The organism is Pseudomonas sp. A (assembly GCF_056270345.1).
Genome location: NZ_CM149873.1, coordinates 1040676 through 1062189, shown reverse-complemented (window position 1 = coordinate 1062189; position 21514 = coordinate 1040676). Strand labels below are relative to the sequence as shown.

Annotated in this window: 18 protein-coding genes; 3 read left to right on the top strand and 15 right to left on the bottom strand. The window is 66.6% G+C overall.

All coding sequences use genetic code 11. The features are described 5' to 3' along the window. Nucleotides 1–6: 6 nt before the first annotated feature. From AC0MAZ_RS04785 to AC0MAZ_RS04775, 3 genes are all read right to left on the bottom strand, one after another. The gene (locus AC0MAZ_RS04785) at nucleotides 7–198 is read right to left on the bottom strand and encodes a type II toxin-antitoxin system HicA family toxin (protein WP_050703388.1); all 192 of its coding nucleotides are present in this window, start codon (nucleotides 196–198) and stop codon (nucleotides 7–9) included. A 529-nt stretch (nucleotides 199–727) separates the two neighbouring features. Continuing rightward, entirely contained in the window at nucleotides 728–1273 is a 546-nt protein-coding gene (locus tag AC0MAZ_RS04780) for a phosphonate degradation HD-domain oxygenase (protein WP_232854868.1), read from the bottom strand. 72 nt (nucleotides 1274–1345) lie between these two features. Then, nucleotides 1346–2401: an HAD family hydrolase gene (locus tag AC0MAZ_RS04775; RefSeq protein WP_254465162.1), complete on the bottom strand. Its 1056-nt coding sequence runs from the start codon at nucleotides 2399–2401 to the stop codon at nucleotides 1346–1348. Nucleotides 2402–2648: 247 nt separating this feature from the next. Between AC0MAZ_RS04775 and AC0MAZ_RS04770 the strand changes: the two genes are divergently transcribed. Continuing rightward, complete coding sequence (locus AC0MAZ_RS04770) at nucleotides 2649–4040, top strand: L-cystine transporter (RefSeq protein WP_254465163.1); 1392 nt, start codon at nucleotides 2649–2651, stop codon at nucleotides 4038–4040. A 153-nt stretch (nucleotides 4041–4193) separates the two neighbouring features. Here the strand turns inward: AC0MAZ_RS04770 and AC0MAZ_RS04765 are convergent, their stop codons facing one another. The 4 genes from AC0MAZ_RS04765 to AC0MAZ_RS04750 form a co-directional block, all read right to left on the bottom strand. After that, nucleotides 4194–6590: a TonB-dependent siderophore receptor gene (locus AC0MAZ_RS04765; RefSeq protein ID WP_475861390.1), complete on the bottom strand. Its 2397-nt coding sequence runs from the start codon at nucleotides 6588–6590 to the stop codon at nucleotides 4194–4196. 120 nt (nucleotides 6591–6710) lie between these two features. Continuing rightward, complete coding sequence (locus tag AC0MAZ_RS04760; protein WP_232854865.1) at nucleotides 6711–7694, bottom strand: FecR family protein; 984 nt, start codon at nucleotides 7692–7694, stop codon at nucleotides 6711–6713. Beyond that, nucleotides 7691–8224 (bottom strand): RNA polymerase sigma factor, encoded by a 534-nt coding sequence (locus AC0MAZ_RS04755; protein ID WP_232854864.1) that lies wholly within the window; start codon nucleotides 8222–8224, stop codon nucleotides 7691–7693. The genes AC0MAZ_RS04760 and AC0MAZ_RS04755 overlap by 4 nt, the downstream gene beginning before the upstream one ends. A 154-nt stretch (nucleotides 8225–8378) precedes the next feature. Then, nucleotides 8379–8897, bottom strand: a complete 519-nt coding sequence (locus AC0MAZ_RS04750) for a dihydrofolate reductase (protein ID WP_110735414.1) — start codon at nucleotides 8895–8897, stop codon at nucleotides 8379–8381. A gap of 54 nt (nucleotides 8898–8951) precedes the next feature. Here AC0MAZ_RS04750 and AC0MAZ_RS04745 point away from each other — a divergent pair, with 54 nt between their 5' ends. Both AC0MAZ_RS04745 and AC0MAZ_RS04740 read left to right on the top strand, forming a co-directional pair. Then, nucleotides 8952–10343, top strand: a complete 1392-nt coding sequence (locus AC0MAZ_RS04745; protein WP_234561205.1) for a DUF2868 domain-containing protein — start codon at nucleotides 8952–8954, stop codon at nucleotides 10341–10343. Next, the gene (locus AC0MAZ_RS04740) at nucleotides 10336–11700 is read left to right on the top strand and encodes a GTPase/DUF3482 domain-containing protein (protein WP_475860388.1); all 1365 of its coding nucleotides are present in this window, start codon (nucleotides 10336–10338) and stop codon (nucleotides 11698–11700) included. The genes AC0MAZ_RS04745 and AC0MAZ_RS04740 overlap by 8 nt, the downstream gene beginning before the upstream one ends. A 118-nt stretch (nucleotides 11701–11818) precedes the next feature. On the opposite strand, the gene AC0MAZ_RS04735 is transcribed toward AC0MAZ_RS04740, so the two are convergent. The 8 genes from AC0MAZ_RS04735 to AC0MAZ_RS04700 form a co-directional block, all read right to left on the bottom strand. Continuing rightward, on the bottom strand, nucleotides 11819–12202 hold the full coding sequence (locus AC0MAZ_RS04735) for a hypothetical protein (RefSeq protein ID WP_475860386.1): 384 nt from the start codon (nucleotides 12200–12202) through the stop codon (nucleotides 11819–11821). A 23-nt stretch (nucleotides 12203–12225) separates the two neighbouring features. Next, the gene (locus tag AC0MAZ_RS04730; protein WP_475860385.1) at nucleotides 12226–12651 is read right to left on the bottom strand and encodes a hypothetical protein; all 426 of its coding nucleotides are present in this window, start codon (nucleotides 12649–12651) and stop codon (nucleotides 12226–12228) included. After that, on the bottom strand, nucleotides 12648–13508 hold the full coding sequence (locus AC0MAZ_RS04725) for an NAD synthetase (RefSeq protein WP_475861388.1): 861 nt from the start codon (nucleotides 13506–13508) through the stop codon (nucleotides 12648–12650). The genes AC0MAZ_RS04730 and AC0MAZ_RS04725 overlap by 4 nt, the downstream gene beginning before the upstream one ends. 332 nt (nucleotides 13509–13840) lie before the next feature. Next, the gene (gene tagQ / locus AC0MAZ_RS04720) at nucleotides 13841–14770 is read right to left on the bottom strand and encodes a type VI secretion system-associated lipoprotein TagQ (RefSeq protein ID WP_475860384.1); all 930 of its coding nucleotides are present in this window, start codon (nucleotides 14768–14770) and stop codon (nucleotides 13841–13843) included. 78 nt (nucleotides 14771–14848) lie between these two features. Then, nucleotides 14849–16615 (bottom strand): formylglycine-generating enzyme family protein, encoded by a 1767-nt coding sequence (locus AC0MAZ_RS04715; protein WP_475860382.1) that lies wholly within the window; start codon nucleotides 16613–16615, stop codon nucleotides 14849–14851. After that, nucleotides 16608–17810 (bottom strand): FtsX-like permease family protein, encoded by a 1203-nt coding sequence (locus tag AC0MAZ_RS04710; RefSeq protein ID WP_203648677.1) that lies wholly within the window; start codon nucleotides 17808–17810, stop codon nucleotides 16608–16610. The genes AC0MAZ_RS04715 and AC0MAZ_RS04710 overlap by 8 nt, the downstream gene beginning before the upstream one ends. After that, a complete protein-coding gene (locus tag AC0MAZ_RS04705; RefSeq protein WP_475860379.1) occupies nucleotides 17810–18514 on the bottom strand; it encodes an ABC transporter ATP-binding protein in 705 nt (234 codons plus the stop codon). The genes AC0MAZ_RS04710 and AC0MAZ_RS04705 overlap by 1 nt, the downstream gene beginning before the upstream one ends. Then, on the bottom strand, nucleotides 18514–21510 hold the full coding sequence (locus tag AC0MAZ_RS04700) for a serine/threonine-protein kinase (protein WP_475860377.1): 2997 nt from the start codon (nucleotides 21508–21510) through the stop codon (nucleotides 18514–18516). Before AC0MAZ_RS04700 ends, AC0MAZ_RS04705 begins: the two co-directional genes overlap by 1 nt. Between the last annotated feature and the right edge of the window lie 4 nt (nucleotides 21511–21514).

Genomic DNA, 21514 nt, shown 5'->3' with positions numbered 1-21514 from the left:
TCCTCGTCAACTGGCATAGCCGATTCGCGCCTGGCGCAGGATGCTGGCCGCAGTGGCCGGCAGCAGGTCTTTCTTTGGATGCGGGATGGTGACCAGGCCTGGCTTTTCGGGATGCTTGAAGTGATGGTGGCTGCCTTTCGAACGCACCAGGTACCAGCCATCCGCCTCGATCACTGAAATCATTTCACGGCTGTTCATGAACCCATTCCTTGGGCTGGCCGCTCGGTGGTTAGTATAACCACCGAGCGACGTTTATCAACACCATACCCACTATTGCGACGAGTGGGCTGCCAGGAAGGGAAGTATGGTAAGAGGCACAGCATGAGCATCTGGAGAAGTGATGCGGGATCTTGCGGCCAAGCCTTTCAGGGTTTTGACCGAGCGAGGGCCTTCAGGTGTCCGCCGTTACCCTTGCAGCGCCTATCAGATCGAGCGCCGCCCGCGCGGCGCATCGCGGCACAAGGCCGCTCCTACATTTGTTGCAACGTGCCGAACCTGTCTGGCTATGGTTGCCAACCTTGGCGCAAGGCTTGAGGCAGGTGGGGCGGCAGCAATGCCCGCCGAAAAATCGCGTCGAGCGCACAAGGCTGACAACCATGGCCTATCAGGCATGGCCACGTTGCAATAGATGTAGGAGCGGATTCATCCGCGATGCGCCGCGCGGGCGGCGCTCGATCTGATAGGCGCTGCAACTCTAACGCCGAACACCTTGAAAACAACGAATCGATCAAAGTACCGCCAAAGCCTTACTCTTCAGCACCTCCAGATCCATCACCGGCACCCCGGTCAGCTTCGCCATCTCGTCCCACTCGCGCAGGCGCAGACTCACCCGGAATAGAGGATCGGCCTCGAAAGCATCGGCTTCGCTGTCGCTCATCACCCCGCCCTGGTACGCCAGCGTGCGCCGGCTGGCCTCGCTCAGGCGATCGTAGTAACCGGGCTGGCGCAAGGTCAGGTAGCGCTTGGCCTCGACGTGATACTGCACCAGCCGCGCCAGTCGCTCGCTGAAGCCGCAGCGGCGCAGGTACTCGGCACCGATACGTTCATGGCTGACGATGCCATAGCCGCCCATGTCCTCGCCCTCGCACAGGTGGCCGATGTCGTGGAAGAAGGCGGCGAGGACCACTTCGTCGTCGTAGCCCTCCTGCATGGCCAACTGGGCGGCCTGGGACATGTGCTCGATCTGGGTGATGGCTTCGCCGATGTAATCGGCACTGCCGTGGCGCTCGTAGAGGGCGAAGGTGTCGCTGATGATCTGGGTGGGTGTGGGCATTGTGCCTAATCCTGACTGACCTGGTCTGTCGCTATCGCGGGGCAAGCCCCGCGACAGGGCCATGACGACTTGTTACTGAATCTGCTCCGGCGTCACGATCACCCAGTTCTTGTCCGCAGTCACCGGCAACCCTTCCCTGGCCTGGGCCGCCGCGTTCTTGGCGATCATGCCGTTCAACTGGTCCATGTACTTGGCCTTGCGATTTATCCACAGGTGGATGCCGCCTTTGCCCACATCCACACCATGGAATTGCATGTAACCATCGCTGGTCGGGGTATCGCCGCCCACCAGCACCGGCTTCTTCCACTCATCGATGTAAGTGAGGATGGCCGCCTGCTTGCCGGCCATCCAGGTGGCCGGGGTCCACAGGTACGGGGTCAGTTCCAGGCCTTCATTGGCCTTGGGATCGTACTGCCCCGCAGTGATCTGCTTGCGCGCCGTGGTCATCTGGCCACTGGCGCGGTCCTTGAGCAGCAGGCTCACGCCGATCACGTTCTGCGGTTTGACGTTGTAGCCGTACTTGGGATCGGCGGCGACCATGCGCACCAGCTCTTCGGAGGCCGCGGAAATCACATAGACCTCGATGCCGTTCTCCATCAGCTTGTTGTACAGCTCGGCCTGGCCGGTGAACACCTTGGGCGGTTGCACCTCGATGGTCTTGACCTGATCCCCCTCGAAATAGGTGCTGGGGATCGGCTTGCCCGAAGCCATCAGCTCGTCGACCTGCTGCTTCAGCTCCTTGAGGGTGAAGCCCGAGAACACCTGGGCTACCCAGGGGTAGCAGACCATGTCGTCGAGTTCGCACAGGCGGTAGTAGTAGCTGAACAGGCTCTCCTTGTGCTCGGCGGTGTCCTTGAACGGGATCAGCTTGAGCGAGGGGTCGAGCTTGTCGCGGGTCAGCAGGCCCTTGTTCTCCATGAACGGCAGCAGCGCTTCCTCGAGGTCGAAGCGATAGCTGGTGTTGTCCATGTCGAACACCGCGTAGTTACCCTTGTTGGCGTTGGCGGCAATCATCGCGTCGAGCTTCTGCGCGGCCTCGGCGGGCCAATGCTTGAGCTCGGTGGCCGCCCAGCTGCTGGCGCTCAGCAACAGGGCCAGGCCGCCGGCAAGGATTCTCGGAGCAGACATCATGTGCGGTTCTCCAAAAGACGTGGCCGCTCAACCCTAGACCTGATTTGTGACAAACAGGCATGCGTGAGCGACCCCGAGACAACCGCAAACGTCATGTTCATTGCCAAAAACGACCAGACGTTATTCCATAAACGACTATGCAAATTACTTTTAGGTATAAATTCGTTTGTTTTCAGGCTGTTAGCATTTCCGTTCGTAATCGCTCACAGAGGCGATGCCTCTTTTGCCTTTTCCTGGAGCTTCAATGAACCTGCCGCTGTCACTCAACCTGCTGGCGTTCCTGGCCCTGCTGCTGGGCCTGGCGCAAACCCGCCGCACCGACTGGAGCCTGGCCAAGAAAGTGCTGTTGGGCCTGGTGCTGGGCGTGGTGTTCGGCCTGGTCCTGCACACGATCTATGGCGCCGGCCACCCGGTGCTCAAGGCCACCCTCGGCTGGCTCGACCTGGTCGGTAACGGCTATGTCGGCCTGCTGCAGATGATCGTCATGCCGCTGATCTTCGCCTCGATCCTCAGCGCCGTGGCGCGCCTGCACAACGCCTCGAGCCTGGGCCGGATCAGCGTGCTGAGCATTGGCGCCCTGCTGCTGACCACCGCCATCGCCGCGCTGATCGGCATCGTCCTGACCAACCTGTTCGGCCTCAATGCCGAAGGGCTGGTGGCCGGTGCCCAGGAAAGCGCCCGCCTGCAAGCCATCCACAACGACTACGCGGGCAAGGTCGCCGACCTCAACATCCCGCAGCTGCTGCTGTCGTTCATCCCGACCAACCCGGTGGGCGACCTGGCCCGGGCCAAGCCGACCTCGATCATCAGCGTGGTGATCTTCGCCGTGTTCCTGGGCCTGGCCGCGCTGCAGCTGATCAAGGACGACAAGGACAAGGGCGAGCGCGCCCTGTCGGCCATCGATGTGCTGCAGGCCTGGGTGATGCGCCTGGTGCGCCTGGTGATGAAACTCACCCCCTATGGCGTGCTGGCCTTGATGACCAAGGTGGTGGCCAGCTCCAACCTCGAGGACATCCTCAAGCTGGGCAGCTTCGTGGTGGTGTCGTACATCGGCCTGGGCCTGATGTTCGTGGTCCACGGGGTGATCCTGGCGCTGACCGGCGTCAGCCCCCTGCGCTTCCTGCGCAAGGTGTGGCCGGTGCTGACCTTCGCCTTCACCAGCCGCTCCAGCGCCGCCAGCATTCCGCTGAACATCGAGGCGCAGACGCAACGCCTGGGTGTGCCGCAGTCGATCGCCAGCTTCAGCGCCTCGTTCGGCGCGACCATCGGCCAGAACGGCTGCGCCGGGCTGTACCCGGCGATGCTTGCGGTGATGGTTGCCCCGGCCGTGGGCATCAATACCTTCGACCCGCTGTGGATCGCCACTCTGGTGGCCATCGTCACCCTGAGTTCGGCCGGTGTGGCCGGCGTGGGTGGCGGGGCGACCTTCGCCGCGCTGATCGTGCTGCCGGCCATGGGCTTGCCGGTGGAGCTGGTGGCCTTGCTGATCTCGGTGGAGCCGCTGATCGACATGGGGCGTACGGCGCTGAACGTGAATGGTTCGATGATGGCGGGGGTGGTTACCAGCCAGTTGCTCAAGCAGACCGACCAGCAGGTGCTGGGCGGCGACGAGCATGCGGAACTGAGTCACTCCTGAGATATTGTCGGGGGCGCTTTGCGCCCCTTTCCGGCCGGTCCGACGCCTCGGCGAGGCCGCTCCTACAGGGGGTATGCGATCCCTGTAGGAGCGGCCTCGCCGAGGCGTCGGACCGGCCGGAAAGGGCTGCAAAGCAGCCCCGGCGATTCAGGCTCAGTACGCCGCCCGCAACGACAACGTGAAGTTGCGCGGCTCGCCATAGAAGTTCGAGCCCCACGCACTGTCCACGCGCTCGTAGTACACCCGGTCGAACAGGTTGTTGGCGGTCAGCGTCGCCGACAGATGCTTGTTGAAGCGATACCCCACCTGCGCCGTGGCCACGCTGTAGCCGCCCTGGACGAAGTCCACGCCATTGCGCGTGTAGTAGGTGGAACTGACCACCCGCACGCCGCCACCGACACTGAACCCTTCCAGCGGCCCATCGGCGAACGCATAGCGCGTCCACACGTTGAAGTTGTGCTTGGGCGTGATGCTGATGCCCTGATAGTCGGCCTGGCGCCCCGACTCCAGCCGCGTGAAGGCGTAGCCGGTGCTGACGCTCCAGTTGTCGGTCAGGTTGCCGGACAGCTCGGTTTCCCAACCCTGGCTGCGCACCTTGGCCTGGGCCTCGTAGAACGGCGTCTGGCCGATCTGCTGGGCGCGGTTCTCGTCGTAGATGCGAAACACCGACACACTGCCGTTCAGGCGACCGTCGAAGAACTCCCGCTTCAGGCCCAGCTCGTACTGCTTGCCCTCGCGCGGCTCCACCGTGCTGTTGCCGCCGGCCATCTGCGTCTGCGGCTTGTAGACGGTCGTGTAGCTGGCATACGCCGACAGCTCTGGGGTGAGCTTGGCGACCAGCGCACCGTAGGGGATCACCTTGCGCCGAACGCTACTGTGTGGGTCGGAGAATTCGTTGAAGAACGGGTTGGCGTTGTGGCCATCGCTGTCGAACCAGATCACCCGGCTGCCGAGGATCACGTCCAGCCAGTTGTTGGCACTGACCTTGGTACGAGCATACAGCCCGTACTGGTTCGACTTGGACGAGTTGCCGTTGTCCATCACGTAATCGATCCTGGGGATGTCGATGCTGCCCGGGTCGAACACGTTGATGTCGAACCACTCCCGGCCACCGTAGCGGAAATCCTTGTCCACATGCTGGTAGTCGGCACCCACCGTCAGCTCGTGGGTGCGCCCGAACGCCTCGAACGGTCGCGTCACGAAGCTGTCCAGGCCCAGGGTCTTGATGTGGGTGTAGTAGTTGTAGGCCACCGCCGAGCTGGCACCGGTCTCGGGGTTCACCGAACCATCGGTCCAGGTGAAGTCGCGCGTTGGCGTCTCGGCGTCGCGGTAGGTCAACGAAGTCTTGAACTGGCCGCCGTCGTCCAGCGCATGATCGACCTCGAAGAAGCTTTCCCAGACCCGCTCGTCCAGTTCGTTCCACTTGGCGTCGACGAAGGTCGAGCGCTTGACGTCGAGCAGCTTGCCGCTGTCGTAGGCCGGCAGGCCGAACGCGGGCACCGACTTGTTGCGCTGGTAGGCGCCGCCCAGGGTCAGGGTGGTGGCCGGTGACAGGTCGTATTCCAGGCGCCCGTACATCATCGGGCGCTCGTTCTGGGCGTAGTCGACGAAGGCCTGGTTGTTCTCGTAGGCGGTGATGAAGCGCCCGCGCAGGCTGCCGTCGCTGTTCAGCGGCCCGGTGACATCCACCGTGGAGTGGTAGCGGTCATAGGTGCCCGCCGACAGCTCGCCGGACAGGGCGAACTGCCCCAGCGCCCGCTTGCGCACCAGGTTGATGGTCCCGCCGGGCTCGCCCGCGCCCTGGTACAGGCCGGACGGCCCGCGCAGCACTTCGACACGGTCGTACATCGCCAGGTCGAAGGCCGTGGCCATGTCGCCCTGCCCGGTGGGCTGGGTGACACCATCGACCTGCACCATGTCGACCGGGAAGCCGCGCATGTACACGTCATTGAGGTTGGAGCCGGTGTTGTAGCTCTTGATCGTGGTGCCGGTCACCTGCCGCATGGCATCTTGCAGGCTGTTCATGTTCTGGTCGTCCAGGCGTTGGCGGGTCATCACCGAGACCGACTGCGGGATATCCTTGAGCTTCTGCTCGCCCTTGCCGATGGTCAGCGCACCCGTGGTGTAGGAACCCGAACCTTCGGTGGTGGCGCCCAGCTGGCTGCTGTCGATCTTCACCGCACCCAGTTGCAGTGGGTTGTCGCCCGAGGTGCGCTGGCGCTCCAGGGTGACGCTGTCACCGTCGATGTAGGCGGCGCTCAGGCCGGTGCCCTGAAGCAGGCGGGCCAGCGCCTGGTCCTGTGGATAACTGCCGCTCAGCCCCGATGAGCGCAGACCCTGGGTGAATTCGCCCGGTACCAGGACCTGGATCCGTGTGACCGCACTGAAGGCCGCCAGGGCCGAGTCCAGCGACTGCGCCGGAATGTCGAAACGGTAGACCTGCGCCTGGGCGGCGGCCTGGGCCTGGGCCTGTCCAGGTCCGGGCAGCGCGGTGCTGCCAAGCGCGATGGCCAGGCCGAGCACGGCCCGAGTGGCGGTGGTTTTCATCAGTGAGGCTCCCCGAGATCGTTCAAGTCATCGACTGGCGCGGCACTGTCTGAGAGTGCTTATTATTTGCGCCTACGAAATCAAGGACGTCGGTCGAGCGGGAATCCCCGAAAATATTTTCAGTCAGCCTTCACGAAGGATGCGCAGGTAGGCCGTGTACTGTTCGGCGCGCACGCCCAAGGTGTGGGTCAGGGCCTTGAGCACGGCATCCGGCTTGTCGATGTCGAACACCCCGGAAACCTTGCGCTGGCGCAGGCCGTCGCCCAGCACCAGGGTCTGCCCGGGCCAGTAGCGGTTGAGCTCGGCAACCACTGCGCCCAAAGGCTGCTGGCTGAACACCAGTTGCCGCTCACGCCAGGCGAAAGCCCGTCCAGGCTCGAAGCCATGCACCACACCCGGCCCGCTGGCCGTGTACTCCACCGCCTGCCCGGGCTCGAGGAACACGCCCTGGCCGGCGCCGGCACGGACCTCGACCTTGCCCTGGGCCAGTTGCACACGGGTCTGTCCATCCGCCTCGGCGACGCTGAAACGCGTGCCGACCACCCGCACCCAGCCCTCGCCGGCCCGCACCACGAACGGCCGGGCCGGGTCGCGGGTCACCTCGAACCAGGCCTCGCCGCGCAACAAACGGACACGCCGCTCGTCCGCAGCCAGCTCGACCTGCAGGGCGCTGTCGGTGTTGAGCTGGATCCGCGAGCCGTCCTCCAGCTGCAAGCTGCGCGTCTCGCCAGTGGTGGTGGCGTAATCGGCGCGCCAGCGGTCTGGCCAGGGTGTTTGGACGACCAGAACTCCCAGCAGCAGCACGGCCGCGGCAGCACTCGCCAGCTTGGGCCAAGTGCGCCGCCGGGGAGCACGCCAGGCGGTCTGCTGCTGCTCGCGCAGGCGCCTGGCCGGGGCTTGCAGGGCGCCCAGCAGGTCGAGCACTTCCTCCCAGGCCTTGGCATGAGCCTGCCCCTGCGCCCGCCAGACGGCGAACGCCTGGCGTTCGGCCAGGGTGACGTCCTCGGCGTGCAGGCGGTAATACCAGGCCGTGGCTTCGGCGAACAGGCGCTCGCTTTCGGGCAGGTCGCTCATGGGATCGGTCGCACTCTCGGGATGACGGCTCATGGACGTTGCCCCCTCGCGTCACCGGCCAGCCGAGCCTGGATGAAGGCACGGCAGTCGAGCAACGCCCGCCGCAGCTGGTACTCGACGCTGCGTGGCGTGACCTGCAGGCGCTCGCCGATCTCGCGGTAGGTGCAACCGTCAACATGATAGAGCAGGAAGATGTGCCGGGTCGCCTCGGGCAGTGCCTGGATCGCCGCCTGCATCAGCGCCTGTTCCTGCTGCGCGGCCAGCTGGTCTTCGGCACCGGGTGTGTCACTGGCCAGCTCCTCGCTGGGCTCGCCGCCATCCAGGCGCTCGCGGCGAATGGCCTGGCGCTGATGATCGCGCACCAGGTTGCTGGCAATCGTGAAGAGGAAGGCCGGCAGGTTGTCGATCTGCTTGTCGGCGGGCAGCCGCGCCAGACGCAGGAAGGACTCCTGGGTCAGGTCGGCGGCCACCTGGGTGCTGCCGGTGCGCCGTGCAACGAACGCCTCGAGGGCCTTCTTGTGCTCGGTGAACAACCGGGCGATCTGCTTGTTCCACGAAGACACGGCACATCCTGGCTCTGAGTCTCAAGAGGAGCGAACGCTAGCAGAAGATGATATTTGTTCGCAATTGTAACGACCGCGCTTCACCACGGCCGCCCAGCGCAAACCTGTAGGAGCGGGCTTGCCCCGCGATGGGCTGCGCAGCAGCCCCAGGTTTTCAGACCTTGTCCCAGACTTCGAAGTGATAAACCGGCCCCTGCCCCTCGGCAGGTTGCGGCTCACTCGAGCTCAGTTGCCACTGTCCGCGATCGAACGCTGGGAACCAGGCATCGCCCTCCGGCGACAGCTCCACCCGGGTCAGGTACATCCGGCTCACCAGCCCTTTATCCAGCGCCTGCCCATACAGCTGCGCGCCACCGATCAGCATCAGCTCGCCGACGCCCTGCTCCCGCGCCCATTGCTCGGCACGCACCAGGGCTTCCTCCAGCGAAGCGAACACCTCGGCACCTTCCAGTTGCAGCCCGGACTGACGGCTGACGACGATATTCAACCGCCCCGGCAGCGGCCGGCCCAGCGAATCCCAGGTCTTGCGCCCCATGATGATCGGCTTGCCCAGGGTGGTGGCCTTGAAGTACTTGAAATCCCCCGGCAGGTGCCAGGGCATGGAGTTGTCGATGCCGATCACACGGTTCTCGGCGAGCGCCGCGATCAGGCTGAGGGGGAGTGATGTGTTCATGCCGGCGAGGATAGCACCGGGCGCGTGGGTTATGCTTCTCCCCTGACCTGTGCAATGGAAGAGCTTGTGACGGCACCGACTCCACTCGACAAGCGCTGGCTAACCGAAGCAATACGCCTGCGCGAGGAACACGCCGGTCCCCTGGAGGACCAGGAAGCCAACCGTCGCGCCCGCCAGCAAGGCGGCGACCTCGCTACCCGCATCGAGGCCCGCGCCCTGTGGCTGGCCGAACGCGACGGCATGGACACGGCACTGCGCCACTGGAAGCAGGGCGCGCGCCTGGCGTTGCTGGCGCTGATGGTCCTGGCCGTGCTCAGCGGCGCCGGCCTGGGCCTGGCGGCTCTGGGCGACGGGCAGCGCCCGGTGAACGTATTCTGGGCCTTGGGCAGCTTGCTTGGGCTTAACCTCATACTGCTCTTCGGCTGGGCCGTGGGCTTCTTTTTCGCCGGCGAGCAAGGCGCAGCGCTGGGCCGCCTGTGGCTGTGGCTGAGCGAGCGCCTGGCCCGTGACGCCAAGGCCGCGCAACTGGCCCCGGCGCTGCTGGTGCTGTTGCAGCGCCAGCGCCTGAACCGCTGGTTGCTCGGCCTGCTGGTGCATGGCCTGTGGCTGCTGGCGATGCTCGCCGCGCTGGGCATGCTCCTGGCCCTGCTGGCGACCCGACGCTACGGGTTCGTCTGGGAAACCACGCTGCTCGCCGCAGAACCCTTCATCAGCCTGACCCAGGCCCTTGGCGCCCTGCCCTCGCTGCTCGGCTTTGCCGTGCCGGACGAAACCATGATCCGCGCCAGCGGCGACACCCTGCCGGCACTTGATCTGGCACGCCAGGCCTGGGCCAGCTGGCTACTTGGCGTGGTCCTGGTCTACGGCCTGCTGCCGCGCCTGGCGCTGGCCGCGCTGTGCCTGTGGCGCTGGCGCCAGGGCCGAGAGCGGCTGGCGCTGGACCTCGACCTGCCCGGCTACGCCCAACTGCGCGACGCGCTGATGCCGCGCAGCGAACGCATCGGCGTGCAGGACCCCGCCCCCGACGCCCTGCCGCGCTTCGAAGCAGGCCAGCTGGAAAGCGGCAGCAGCGGCGCCTTGCTGGTCGGCCTGGAGCTGGACGACCAGCGCCCATGGCCACCCACCCTGCCTCGGTCGGTCACCCACGCCGGCGTGCTCGACAGCCGCGAATCGCGCAACAAGCTGCTCGAGCAACTGGGCCGCTTCCCTCCGGCGCGCCTGGCCATCGCCTGCGACCCACGCCGCTCGCCAGATCGCGGCAGCCTGGCGTTGCTCGCCGAGCTGGCGCGCAATGCCGGTGCCACCCGTATCTGGCTGCTGCAGGCGCAACCGGGCCAGGCCCTGGACGCGGCACGCCTGGGCGACTGGCACGAGGCCCTCGACCGCCTGGGCCTGACCCACGCCGACACCTCGCCCGTGACCTGGCTGGAGCATGGCCATGACTGAGCCGCTGAAACTGGCCGTGGTCGGCCACACCAACGTCGGCAAGACCTCGCTGCTGCGCACCCTCACCCGCGACGTCGGCTTCGGCGAGGTCTCGCACCGCCCCAGCACCACCCGGCATGTGGAAGGCGCACGCCTGTCGGTGGACGGCGAGCCGCTGCTGGAGCTGTACGACACCCCTGGCCTGGAAGACGCCATCGCCCTGCTCGACTACCTGGAGCGCCTCGAACGCCCGGGCGAGCGCCTGGACGGCCCAGCCCGCCTGGAGCGTTTCCTCCAGGGCAGCGAGGCGCGCCAGCGCTTCGAACAGGAAGCCAAGGTGCTGCGCCAGCTACTGGCGAGCAACGCCGGCCTCTATGTGATCGACGCCCGTGAACCAGTGCTGGCCAAATACCGCGACGAACTGGAAGTGCTGGCCGGTTGCGGCAAGCCGCTGCTGCCGGTGCTCAACTTCGTCGCCAGCAGCCAGCACCGCGAGCCCGAATGGCGCGAGGCCTTGGCGCGCCTGGGCCTGCATGCGCTGGTGCGTTTCGACAGCGTGGCCCCACCCGAGGACGGCGAGCGCCGCCTCTACGAAAGCCTGGCACTGCTGCTGGAAGATGCCCGCCCGGCGCTGCAACGGCTGATCGACGACCAACAGGCCCAACGCCTGGCCCGCCGCCACAGCAGCAAGCGCCTGGTCGCCGAGCTGCTGCTCGATTGCGCCGCCTGCCGGCGCAGCGTCGAGGCGGAGCCTGCCGCCGAGGCGCGGGCCATCGAAGCCCTGCGCCAGGATGTGCGCCAGCGCGAACAGCGCTGTGTCGAGGCGCTGCTCAAGCTCTATGCGTTCCGCCGCGAGGACGCCAATGCCGGTGACCTGCCGCTGCTTGACGGCCGCTGGGGCGACGACCTGTTCAACCCGGAGACCCTGAAGCTGCTCGGCGTGCGCCTGGGCAGCGGCGTGGCCGCCGGTGCTGCGGCGGGCGCAGGGGTGGACCTGCTGGTGGGCGGCCTGACCCTGGGCGCCGCCGCGCTCGCGGGCGCCATCGCCGGCGGCGCCTTGCAGACCGCGCGCAACTACGGCTCGCGCCTGATGGGCAAGCTCAAGGGCCAGCGTGAGTTGACGGTGGATGACGCCGTGCTGCGCCTGCTGGCGTTGCGTCAGCAGCAGTTGATCACCGCCCTGGAAGGGCGAGGCCACGCAGCGCAGGACAGCATTCGCCTGGCGCCCGCGGACGACAAGGGCTGGCGCGAGGGCAAGCTGCCCGAGGCGCTGCGCAAGGCCCGGGCGCATCCGCAGTGGTCCACGCTCAATAGCGGGGCGCGGGTCAGCCAGGCCGAGCGACAGGAGCAACTGGAAGCCCTGGTGGCGGACTTGTAGCCCGATCGCGGGGCCAGCCCGCTCCCACAGATCAATGCAGGGCCATCCTTGTAGGAGATCGCGCAGGGAACAAAACTGCAAGCATCACCAGCGTGGGAGCGGGCTTGCCCCGCGATGGCTAACGCCGCGCCTTGCACAACGCCACCAATTGCCGCCGCATCTCTCGATGCCGCTGGCTATTGAACACCAGCATCGCCAATAACGGCAGCACCAGCGACGCGACCAGCATCACTGGATTCAAACCGCTCCCGATCATGCTCAACGCCATCAGCAGGGCAACCACCGGCACCGGCAATACCCCCCACATCGCCCTCAGCCCGCGAATCATCGCGATGTGACCCAGGCACAACAGCACTACCAGCCCGCCAATGCCCAGCACAGCGTAGAGCGGATTGTCCGGATGATTGCGCCAGTGGCTGTCGACCCACAGCGTCACCGCCAATGCCACCGAGAGTATCGAAGTGAATATGCCCAGCATAAAGACCGGGAAGTAGCGGGCCATGAATCGCGCAGAGGGATCTGGACTCATTGACGCCCCTGGCGTCGATGCTCCCGATACTCCGCCAGGCGAACGCGCATCTCCCGGTATCTGCGGCTATTGAGCAACAGCAATGTCACCAGCCCAGCAACCAGGCTGCTGGTGTAGATAAACAGGTTGGGACGATGCCCGTAGGTCGTCAGCGTGATCACCATGCTAGCCACGCACAGCCCCGCCACGAGCCACGCACCCCAGGCACGTCCCCGGACCACTGCGCCATGGCCCAGCATGAAGACCGCCAGCGTAATGAAGAGACTCCAGGGGAAGAGCCCGTCCTTCGAGCACTGCCGGCAATAGGTGCTCCACACCAATGCGAATGTCCAGGCCACGGCGATGATCGACGAAAAATAGGCGCCGATGAACACGCCGAAGTACCGCTGAAGAAAGCCCTTCAACTCAGGATGCCGGATCATTCGGAGATTTCCTCGTAAAGCCCGACAGCCATGCCCTGTACCGTACCGCTGCCGGCCAGGCCAATGAAACCACCCAGCGAGTCCTTGATCAGCGTCTGTGTGGAGTGGCTGATCTGCGTGGGCGTGAAGCGCTTGACCAGCTCGCCCGCACTTTGCCGGAGCTTCAACTGCTTGGCCGTCAGGGCCGGATGCTTGATCGTCAGCAGTTCCCTGGTCAGCGCCTTGCGTTGCTGTCGACTCAACGAGCGAGTCAGTTGATACCAGCTGTTGCCGGTCGCGGCCTTGCGCACCTGGAGGAACTTCAGCGTCGTAAGGCCTGAAGCCCCCACGCCCATCAACGACACGACATCGAGCACGGGGGTGGCGGCCTGGTACCACGCCTCCTGATCCAGTGCATCATTAAGCGAAGGGTCGGTTGCCTCGAAAGCGGTTCGCACTAGGCCGATACCGCATTGTGCGGTACTGGCGGTTGCCGCAGCATAGCCCGCGACCGTCAGCGCCAGGCTGGCGCCCCCGGAAAACGGCACGGCGATGGTACCGCTGAACATGACGATCCAGCCCAGCACCGCGCCGGCACAGGACAAGGTGGTGTTGACCGCCTCCTTTACCACCCGGGCTTCACGCGGATTGGTCTGCAGCTGGTTCATGAATTGCTCGGGCGAGGTGTAGCGAGGCGCCTCGCGCAGGATGATGCGCTTGGGTTTGATGCTGCAGATCGGCTGGAACTCGCGCAGCGTGATGACGTTGTAGTCGGCATCGATGTAGACGACACCCGCGCCGACGATGCCTGGGTCGGCGTCGATGGCCTTGAACAGCTTCTGCTGATCGATGCGGCCCTGCATGCGCTGACGTGCCATGAACTGAGAGGTGCTGCCCAGGGAATTGGAGAGCAGGTCTGTCACAAATCGGTTTCCTATTACAATGAGCGACCGTATCGCGCGGGGAACTGTGATTACCCGGCCAGCGCGCACCCTGTGGGAGCGGCTTTAGCCGCGAAGCAAGCGACGCGAAGGATGGCACCGGCTTCGCCGGTGTTCGCGGCTAAAGCCGCTCCCACAGGTCCCTGCTAAATCAATTAGTTTGTGCAGCTCTGTGAGAGCGGGCTTGCCCGCGATTGCGCCGGTACATTCACCATCGCAATCGCGGGGCAAGCCCGCTCCTACACAGGTCGGCGAGCGGCCTTAACGGATCACACGTTCGGGCACGGCACCGGCGCCCAGTCACCCATGTCCGGGTTGCGGCACATGGCGTTGACCTGGTCGGTACCGGCCTTGGCCACCTGCTGGGCCTCGGCTTTCTTGCCAGTGGCGTTCTGCAGGGTCTTCTCGGTGGCCACGGCTTCCTGCGGCACGTCCTTGGTCACCTTCTTGGCCGGCTGGACCTTCTTCACCTCCTTCTTCTTGCCGGTGGTCGCCACTTTCGGCGGTTCGGCCACGGCGACCACGTCGGTGCGCGCGACGCCGACCTGCTTGAGGTCCTGCTCGTAGGCCTGGGTGTAGTTGTTCAGGTTTTCACCCAGACGCCCGTTCACAGTGGTCAGCAGGTTGTTCGACTCCTGCAGGCCGGAGACGATCTCGGCCAGGCGCTTGCGCCCCTCGGTGTCGTTGATGCGGCCAGACTTGCGGTTCTGGATCAGGCTGGCGAACTCGCGCTGGTAGCAGGACTGCGACGACTTGGCATAGGCCGTGGTGCGGTCCAGGTCGGCGGCGCTCTTGTCGATATCGGTGGCATACGAGGCGATGCGCTGCTTGTCGTCGCTGATCTGCTTCTGGCGCTCGGTGTAGTAACCGGCCGCGCCGCCGACCAGGGCGCCACCGGCGGCGCCGATGGCGGCATTGCGACCACGATTTTCCTTGTCGACCAGGGCGCCGGTCAGGGCACCGCCGACCGCGCCGAGCAGCGCGCCGGTGGCGACCGAGCGGGTCATGTCACCGTCGGTGGAGCGCAGGTGCTGCACCGGCTCGTAGCAGTTGGGGTAGTACTCGACCTTGGTCGTGGCGCCGACCTTGGACACGGGCGAACTGGCGCAACCGCTCAACAGCACGGTGCTGAAACCGGCTGCCAGCAGCAGCGCGGTACGGGCCTGGGATGCAGTGATCAGGGGTTTGCGGGTGAACATGGTCTGGTTTCTCTTCTTGGGTTTCTCGGTATCCGGGGGCTTCGTGCCACCCGGGAGTCCTTTCTGTCGAAGCTGTCCTTAGGGTCGCGGGGCGGCCGATGCCAGCAGCTCCTTGAGGATCGTCGCCGGATCGGCCCGCCGGTTCTGGCGGTACTCCCCGACGTGGCGGACGAACAGGGTGGCGCGGGTCACCAGGCTGTTGCCCAGGACCGGCTTGCGATTGAGTTCTTCCCTGACCCGCTGGAACTGCGCCTGGATCACCGCGTCGGTGTAGCGCGTGCCGCTGGCCAGGTTGTCGATGTAGATCGCCACGGCCCCGTCGAGGGCGGCGCGGCCATTGGCGATGGCGGCGCCGTACATGCGCGCGCTGGTCTGGTCGCCCGAGGCCTCGGCCTTGGCCTGGGTGGCCTGCAGGTTGGTCAGGCGGATGTTGTAGTTGTTGACGGTCTCGGCCACCAGGGCGGCGGACTGGATCAGGTTGCCGGCGGCCTCTTCGCGCTGGCGGGCGATCAGCGAGACGTTGCGCTTGAGCTCTTCGTTGACCAGGCCGAGCTCGGCCTGCTGGCGCGGGTCGGTGGCGGCGGCGATGATGCTGTCCAGGCGCTTGGTCGGGTCCTGGGCGGCGTCGATGTCGTCGGTCAGGCCGGCCAGTCGGCCTTCCTTCTGCCACTGCTCGAACAGCTCCTGGTAGCGCGAACGCGGCGCCGACAGGGCGCCGATGGCTACGCGAAAGCCAGTGGTCTCGTTGCGCTGCTCGGTGCCGTCGGCGCCGAACAGCGGGTACTCGCGGCGCATGCCGGTGAACAGGGTGCCCTCGCCCTCGAGGTAATTGCCACCCTTGACCACGAAACCACCGTAGGCGCCCTGCAGGCGCCCGGCGTTGACCAGCTGGAATGACTCCTGGACCATCTCGGCGGCGTTGCCGATCACATCGAACAAGCCCAGCGGGTTGGGCTGCCTGGTACCGATCGGCATCAGCCGCGCCGCCTGCCCGGTGCCGCCGGCAACCTGGTTGAACACCGCGAAATCGGCCAGCGGCCCTTCACTGTCGGCGCCTTCGACCTTGCGCGGGAACAGGCGTCCCTCCAGCTCCTGGCGGCTGACCGCCGAACCGCCACGGGCGGCGAACTCCCACTCCACTTCGGTGGGCAGGCGCACGAAACCGGTGCCACCGTCCTCGGCCTTGCTGCCACGGCCACTGACCGGCAGCAGGTCGCGATGGTGCTTCATCAGCCAGGCACTGTAGACGGCGGCGAAACGCTCGGCCTCGAAGCGCGACAGCTTGACCTTGGGCAGGCGCCCCGCCGCGTCGTTGTTCGCCTCACAGGCCGGCGCCGCGTCGCCGCCGGCCAGCGACGGCGCCTGGGCCATCACCTGGGCGTACTGGCGGGCGGTCACTTCGTACTTGCCGATGAAGTACATCATCGGCGTAAGCGGGCTGCCTTTGTCAACCTTCGGCAGGCTCGGGCCGACCGCCTTCTGCCACTGCGGCGCCAGGTCCTGCAGGCTGAACTGGCCGTTGATGAAATCGCGTCGGTAACCGGAGATGAATGACTGCTTGTAGCCAGCCTCGCCTTCGCTGAACGGGTAACCGAGGTTGACCTCGCGGTCATCGAGGCTGCCCTGGGCCAATACGTAGACGCTGCGCAGCACCAGTTCGCCGCCACAAGGCAGCGGCAGGCTGACATCGCCCGGCAATGGCTTGGGATTGTCGAACTTGCTGTCAGCCACGGCCTGGGACTGCACGGCCGGCTTGGCCTTGTCGTCGCCATCGGCCGGGGAGCAGGCCCCCAGGCTCAGCGCGGTGAGGATCAGGGCGGCAGCCCCGAGGCGGCGATCAGACATCACGTATTCCTTGGCAGGCCTCGATGCGCGCCACCCGCCAGCCGCCCAGGGCGGCGGCGGCAGTGCTGGCCAGCAGCACGGCACACAACGCAACGAGGTAGTGCATGGGCAGCAGGTGGCTGGCGAACTCGCCGGGCACCTGCATGAAAAGTCGGTTCAGGCCGTGCTCGGCCAGCAGGTACAACAACCCCGCCACGGCGGCAGCCAAAAGGCCGCTGTAGAGCGCCTGGAGCACCACGAACAACAGCAGCGTGGCGGTGCCGAAGCCCAGCAGGCGCAGCACCGCCAGCTCGCGCTGCTTGCGCTCCACCGCCGCCACCGCACCCGCGGCGATGGCCGCCACGGCGCCGGCCACGGCCAGGCTGGCGATGATCCAGAACACCAGGTCGAGGTTGCGGCTGAGCGACTGCACCTGGGCGATCTGTGCGGCCTGGGTCGAGACCAGCAGCTTGCGTTCGGCGAAGAACTGGCGCAGCGGCTCGACGTCGGTCAGTTCGCGGGCATACAGGCGGAACGCCGGGTACACCCGCTGCGCCACGGAGCCCTGCGCCTCGCCCTGCCACTCCAGTGCCGGCACCGCGCGGCCATCACGGTAGTCCTCGACAGCCTCGAGCAACTGCAACGATGCGAACAGGCCATCGCGCTCGAACGCGGCCAGGGGCAACACGCTGGTGACCTGCAGGCGCGTCTGGCGCCATTGCATCTGCCCGGCCTGCTGGCGGCTGAAGCTGGCCTGCAGCTCGTCTCCGGCCCTGGCGCCGAGCTTTTCCGCGGCGGTAAAGCTCAGCACCACCTGTTGCAGCCCCGCCGGAGGAGCGACCTGCGCCAGCAAGGGATCGCCCTCTGCGGTGGGCAGCATTTCAACCGTCAGGCCACGCCCGTGGGCGGGCAACAGCAGTTCGGCGGTGGCGGCGATCTGTCGGGTACGCGGGATGGCGAAGGCCACTCCCGGACGCTGTGCCAGTTCGTCGATGAACTCGGCGCGAAAGCGTCCACCGCCCAGGGGAATGATCTCGCGCACGCCCGGGTCGCGCTGCAGGCGCTCGGTCAGACTGCCGACCAGGCCGAACTTCAGGCCGAACAGCACCAGCAGCGGCGCAATCACCGCCACCAGCGCCAGCACGCCGCACGCCGACAGCCGCGCATCGTTGCGGTAGTCCTGCCAGGCCAGCCCGGCGATCAGCAGCGGGCGCATCAGGCGGCCCTCTCCAGGGTTGCCGTGACGCCGCCGTCGGCCTCGCGCCGGCAGGCCATGCGCAGCACCGTCAGCCCGGCCTGGCGGGCCAGGCCTTCGTCGTGGGTGGCGACCACGCAGGTCACCTGGCGCGCTTCGGCCTCGCGCAGCAACAGCTGCATCACCCGCTCGGCGTTGACCGGGTCAAGTGCTGCGGTCGGCTCGTCGGCCAGCAGCAGCGTCGGGGCATGGACCAGGGCACGGGCACAGCTGACCCGCTGGCGCTGGCCAAGGGACAGGGCGGCGGGTTTCTTGCCCAGTTGATCGTGCACGTCCAGCGCTTCGGCCAGGCGCTCGACGCTGCCGTCATCGTCGAGCCCCAGCAATTGGCGCGGCAGACGGATGTTGCCGCGCACATCGAGAAAGCCCAGCAGCCCGCCCGCCTGCAGCACGTAGCCGAGGTGCCGACTACGCCAGCTGGCCAGGCGGTCGAGCTGTCGGCCGCGCCACAGCCCGGCGACATCCTCGCCGCCGAGGACGAAACCCTCTGCCGCATCCGGCGCCAGCACCAGCGCCAGCAGGTCGAGCAAGGTACTCTTGCCGCAGCCACTGGGGCCGACCAGCGCCACCCGCTCACCCACGGCCAGGTGCAGCCGGTCGACCTGCAGGCTGTAACGCTGGGCACCCTGCCCGCGCGTCTTGCGCACCCCGTCCAGGCGGATCATCACGGCAACGTCGACAGCGGGACACGGTACAGGGCGTCACCCGGCTCGGCTTTTCCGAAGCGCACCCAGTTGGCCATGTCGTTGTGGAAGGTCTCGTACAGGCGGATCTTCGAGTCCAGCTCGTCGATGAAGTCCTCCTGCTCGGCCACCGACAGCGACAGCCACAGGTCCTGGGTCATGCTCAGGGACTTGCTGCGGTACGGCAGGCCATCGAGGTACTCGCCGAGCACCCCGCCCTGGGCCAGGTTGGCGCCCTTGCGCAGGGCGCCGGGGTCGCGGCTCATGTAGGCGCTGGCGCTGGCGATCTCGTTGAAGAAATCGCCCGGCGAGCTGCGGGTCTTGCGCGCGGCATCGACGATCAGCTTGAGCGACTGCTGCAGGTCGTTGAGCTGCAGCTTGGTGAGCATCACGCACACCTGCAGGGTCGGCAGCGTCGGGTTGGTCAGGTCGCGGTCGGCGGTCCAGGCGCTGACCAGCTGCGGCGCCTGGCTGGCGCCATGACGGCCAAGGAAGTCCATGTGCATGGCGTAGCCGATGGCCTGGGACTTGGCCGCCAGCCCCGAGGCCGAGGTCAGCAGCGGCACCGGCTGTGGTTGCCGGTTGCGCACCTGGTGCACCAGCTCGGCGAAGGTCGAGCCAATCTCGCGCACGCGCTCGCCGAACGCGCCGACCTCGCCCCCCGGCACGCCGACGTAGAGATCGCCGATCTGCGGATTGCTGTCGGCCGTGAGCACGCGGTACTGGCTTTCGGCCGAGCCGTGGTTCTTCACCCCGGACGGAGTGCGCAGGTGCAGGGCGTAGATCTTGATCTGCTTGCTCAGCGCCGCCTGGCGCACTTCGGCCTCGTTCATCTGGGTGCTGCTGAACGGGTCGTTCTTGCGCAGTGCGCCGGCATCACTGACCAGCAGGATGAGGCGCCCGCCGTAGCCGGACCAGTCCATGCCCTCGACCGCCTGCATCACCCCGGCGAAAGCGTCCTCGTTGAACGAATGGCTGGAAACGCTGGTGGCCCTGACCTGAGAGGCGGCCTTGAGGAAGCGCGCCGGATCCCGGCCCTCCTCCAGGCTGACCAGGGTCTTGCTCAGGTACTCGAGGCCCGGGGTGCGCTTGACGCTGTTGCGAAACCCCACCAGGCCGAAGCTGACGCTGTCCAGCTCGCCCCGGGCCGCCAGTTGCTGCTGCAGCTCGCTGACCACCTGGCGCACTCGGTCGATATAGGGCTGCATGGACACCGAGGTGTCCACCACCAGGACGATGCCGGTGCGGAAGCTGTTGTCGCTGACCGCCGTCACGCCGGCCGCCTTGGGCGCACTGTCGCGGGCACTGGCGCCGGGGTCGATCGAGGCGATGTTGAGCAACTGCACCGGCTGGCCGCCGACGTCGAAGCTTTCGCGGTAGTCGAAGATCGGCATCAGGTAGAACTGGTTCTGCGGCACGGCGCTGGCCGTCGGCTCCAGGGCCACCACCTGCGGCACCTGGTCGGGATGGTTCTGTGCCTTGAGCAGGCTGTCGCGGGCCTGGGCGGTGTCGTCGAGCAGGTGCTGCACATCGTCCACCTGGCGCATGAACATCACCGGCGAGCGGCCCGAGCGCTCGGTGAACTTGAGCACCAGGCTCTGTTTCCAGTCGCTGGTCTGCGCGGCCGGCAGCCAGCCATCGCGCTGGCCGTCGCTGGCGGCGCCGACCTGGACCCAGGCCTGGCCGCCGACATCCTTGCGCTGGTAGACGTAGAGCACGGAGAAGGCCGGCAGTTTCTCGCCCGAGGCATCGCCGGGCTCGGCCACCAGCTGGGCGTCGGGCTTGGTCAGCACACGCTGGAACAGGGTCTTCTTGCCGGGCATCAGCAATGGACGGCCATCGTCCGAAGCGGCAGCAGGCGTGATTTTGGGTTCGGCGGGGGCCACGCTGGTGGCGGGCGTCTGCGCCACCGGTGTTTCAGGCGCGGGCGCGTCACTGCCGCCGAGCAACCAGAAGAACGCGCCCCCCAAACCCAGCGCCGCCGCGATCGCCACCGCCAGCACGGCCTTGGCCGGTTTGTTCGATCCGGACTTCACGGCGGGAGCGGCCTTGGGTTCGGGCCGCCGGGCAGGCTCGCCCACGGGAAGGGCCTGCGGAATGTCGATGGACACCGGTTGCGGGATGGCTGGCGGCGGGAGCGGCAGCGGGCGGACCAATGTGCTGTCGTTGTCCTCGACCGGTACCTGCACCGTCAGGCGGTCCAGCGCGGCCAGCAACGCCGCCGCGTCGGCAAAGCGCTCGTTGGGATCCTTGGCCAGCAGGCCACGCAGGATGTCCTGGTAGCGGCCGTGCTCGATGGGCAGTTCCGGCAGCGGCTCGGTCAGGTGCGCCAGCGCCGTGGACAGCGCGTCGGTGCCGCTGTACGGCAGCTTGCCGACCAGGATCTCGTAGAGCACCACGCCCAGCGCATACAGGTCGGCGCGGCCGTCGATCTCCATGCCGCGCGCCTGTTCCGGGCTCATGTAGCTCGGCGTGCCGACGGCGAAGCCGGCCTGGGTGAACTGGGTGCGGTCATCCAGTGACTTGGCGATGCCGAAGTCCGACAGCACCGCGGTGCCGTCGGCGCGGAACAGGATGTTGGCCGGCTTGACGTCGCGGTGCACCAGGCCCTGGGCATGGGCATAACCCAGAGCCAGGGCGATCTGGCGCACGTAGGCCAGGCCCTGCTCGGGCGTCAGGCCATCGGCAATGCGCTCCTTGAGCGTGCCGCTGGGCAGGTACTCCATGGCCATGTAGTACAGCTCGCCGACATTGCCGATGTCGTGGATGGTGGCGATGTTCGGGTGTGCCAGCCGCGCCAGGGTGCGCCCTTCGCGCAGGAAGCGCTCGCAGAAGGTCGGGTCGGCGGCCAGGCTCGCCGCCATGATTTTCAGCGCCACCTTGCGCTCCAGGGAACGCTGGGTGGCGAGGTACACGCTGGCCATGGCGCCTTGGCCAAGCTCGCGATCGATATCGAATCCGGGGATCTGCATGTCCATGATG

Bases quoted from the DNA above. Each gene is read 5' to 3' on its own strand.
- AC0MAZ_RS04785 (WP_050703388.1), bottom strand. From the start codon at position 198: ATGAACAGCCGTGAAATGATTTCAGTGATCGAGGCGGATGGCTGGTAC.
- AC0MAZ_RS04780 (WP_232854868.1), bottom strand. From the start codon at position 1,273: ATGCCCACACCCACCCAGATCATCAGCGACACCTTCGCCCTCTACGAG.
- AC0MAZ_RS04775 (WP_254465162.1), bottom strand. From the start codon at position 2,401: ATGTCTGCTCCGAGAATCCTTGCCGGCGGCCTGGCCCTGTTGCTGAGC.
- AC0MAZ_RS04770 (WP_254465163.1), top strand. From the start codon at position 2,649: ATGAACCTGCCGCTGTCACTCAACCTGCTGGCGTTCCTGGCCCTGCTG.
- AC0MAZ_RS04760 (WP_232854865.1), bottom strand. From the start codon at position 7,694: ATGAGCCGTCATCCCGAGAGTGCGACCGATCCCATGAGCGACCTGCCC.
- AC0MAZ_RS04750 (WP_110735414.1), bottom strand. From the start codon at position 8,897: ATGAACACATCACTCCCCCTCAGCCTGATCGCGGCGCTCGCCGAGAAC.
- AC0MAZ_RS04745 (WP_234561205.1), top strand. From the start codon at position 8,952: ATGGAAGAGCTTGTGACGGCACCGACTCCACTCGACAAGCGCTGGCTA.
- AC0MAZ_RS04740 (WP_475860388.1), top strand. From the start codon at position 10,336: ATGACTGAGCCGCTGAAACTGGCCGTGGTCGGCCACACCAACGTCGGC.
- AC0MAZ_RS04735 (WP_475860386.1), bottom strand. From the start codon at position 12,202: ATGGCCCGCTACTTCCCGGTCTTTATGCTGGGCATATTCACTTCGATA.
- AC0MAZ_RS04730 (WP_475860385.1), bottom strand. From the start codon at position 12,651: ATGATCCGGCATCCTGAGTTGAAGGGCTTTCTTCAGCGGTACTTCGGC.
- AC0MAZ_RS04725 (WP_475861388.1), bottom strand. From the start codon at position 13,508: ATGGCACGTCAGCGCATGCAGGGCCGCATCGATCAGCAGAAGCTGTTC.
- tagQ (WP_475860384.1), bottom strand. From the start codon at position 14,770: ATGTTCACCCGCAAACCCCTGATCACTGCATCCCAGGCCCGTACCGCG.
- AC0MAZ_RS04715 (WP_475860382.1), bottom strand. From the start codon at position 16,615: ATGTCTGATCGCCGCCTCGGGGCTGCCGCCCTGATCCTCACCGCGCTG.
- AC0MAZ_RS04710 (WP_203648677.1), bottom strand. From the start codon at position 17,810: ATGCGCCCGCTGCTGATCGCCGGGCTGGCCTGGCAGGACTACCGCAAC.
- AC0MAZ_RS04705 (WP_475860379.1), bottom strand. From the start codon at position 18,514: ATGATCCGCCTGGACGGGGTGCGCAAGACGCGCGGGCAGGGTGCCCAG.
- AC0MAZ_RS04700 (WP_475860377.1), bottom strand. From the start codon at position 21,510: ATGGACATGCAGATCCCCGGATTCGATATCGATCGCGAGCTTGGCCAA.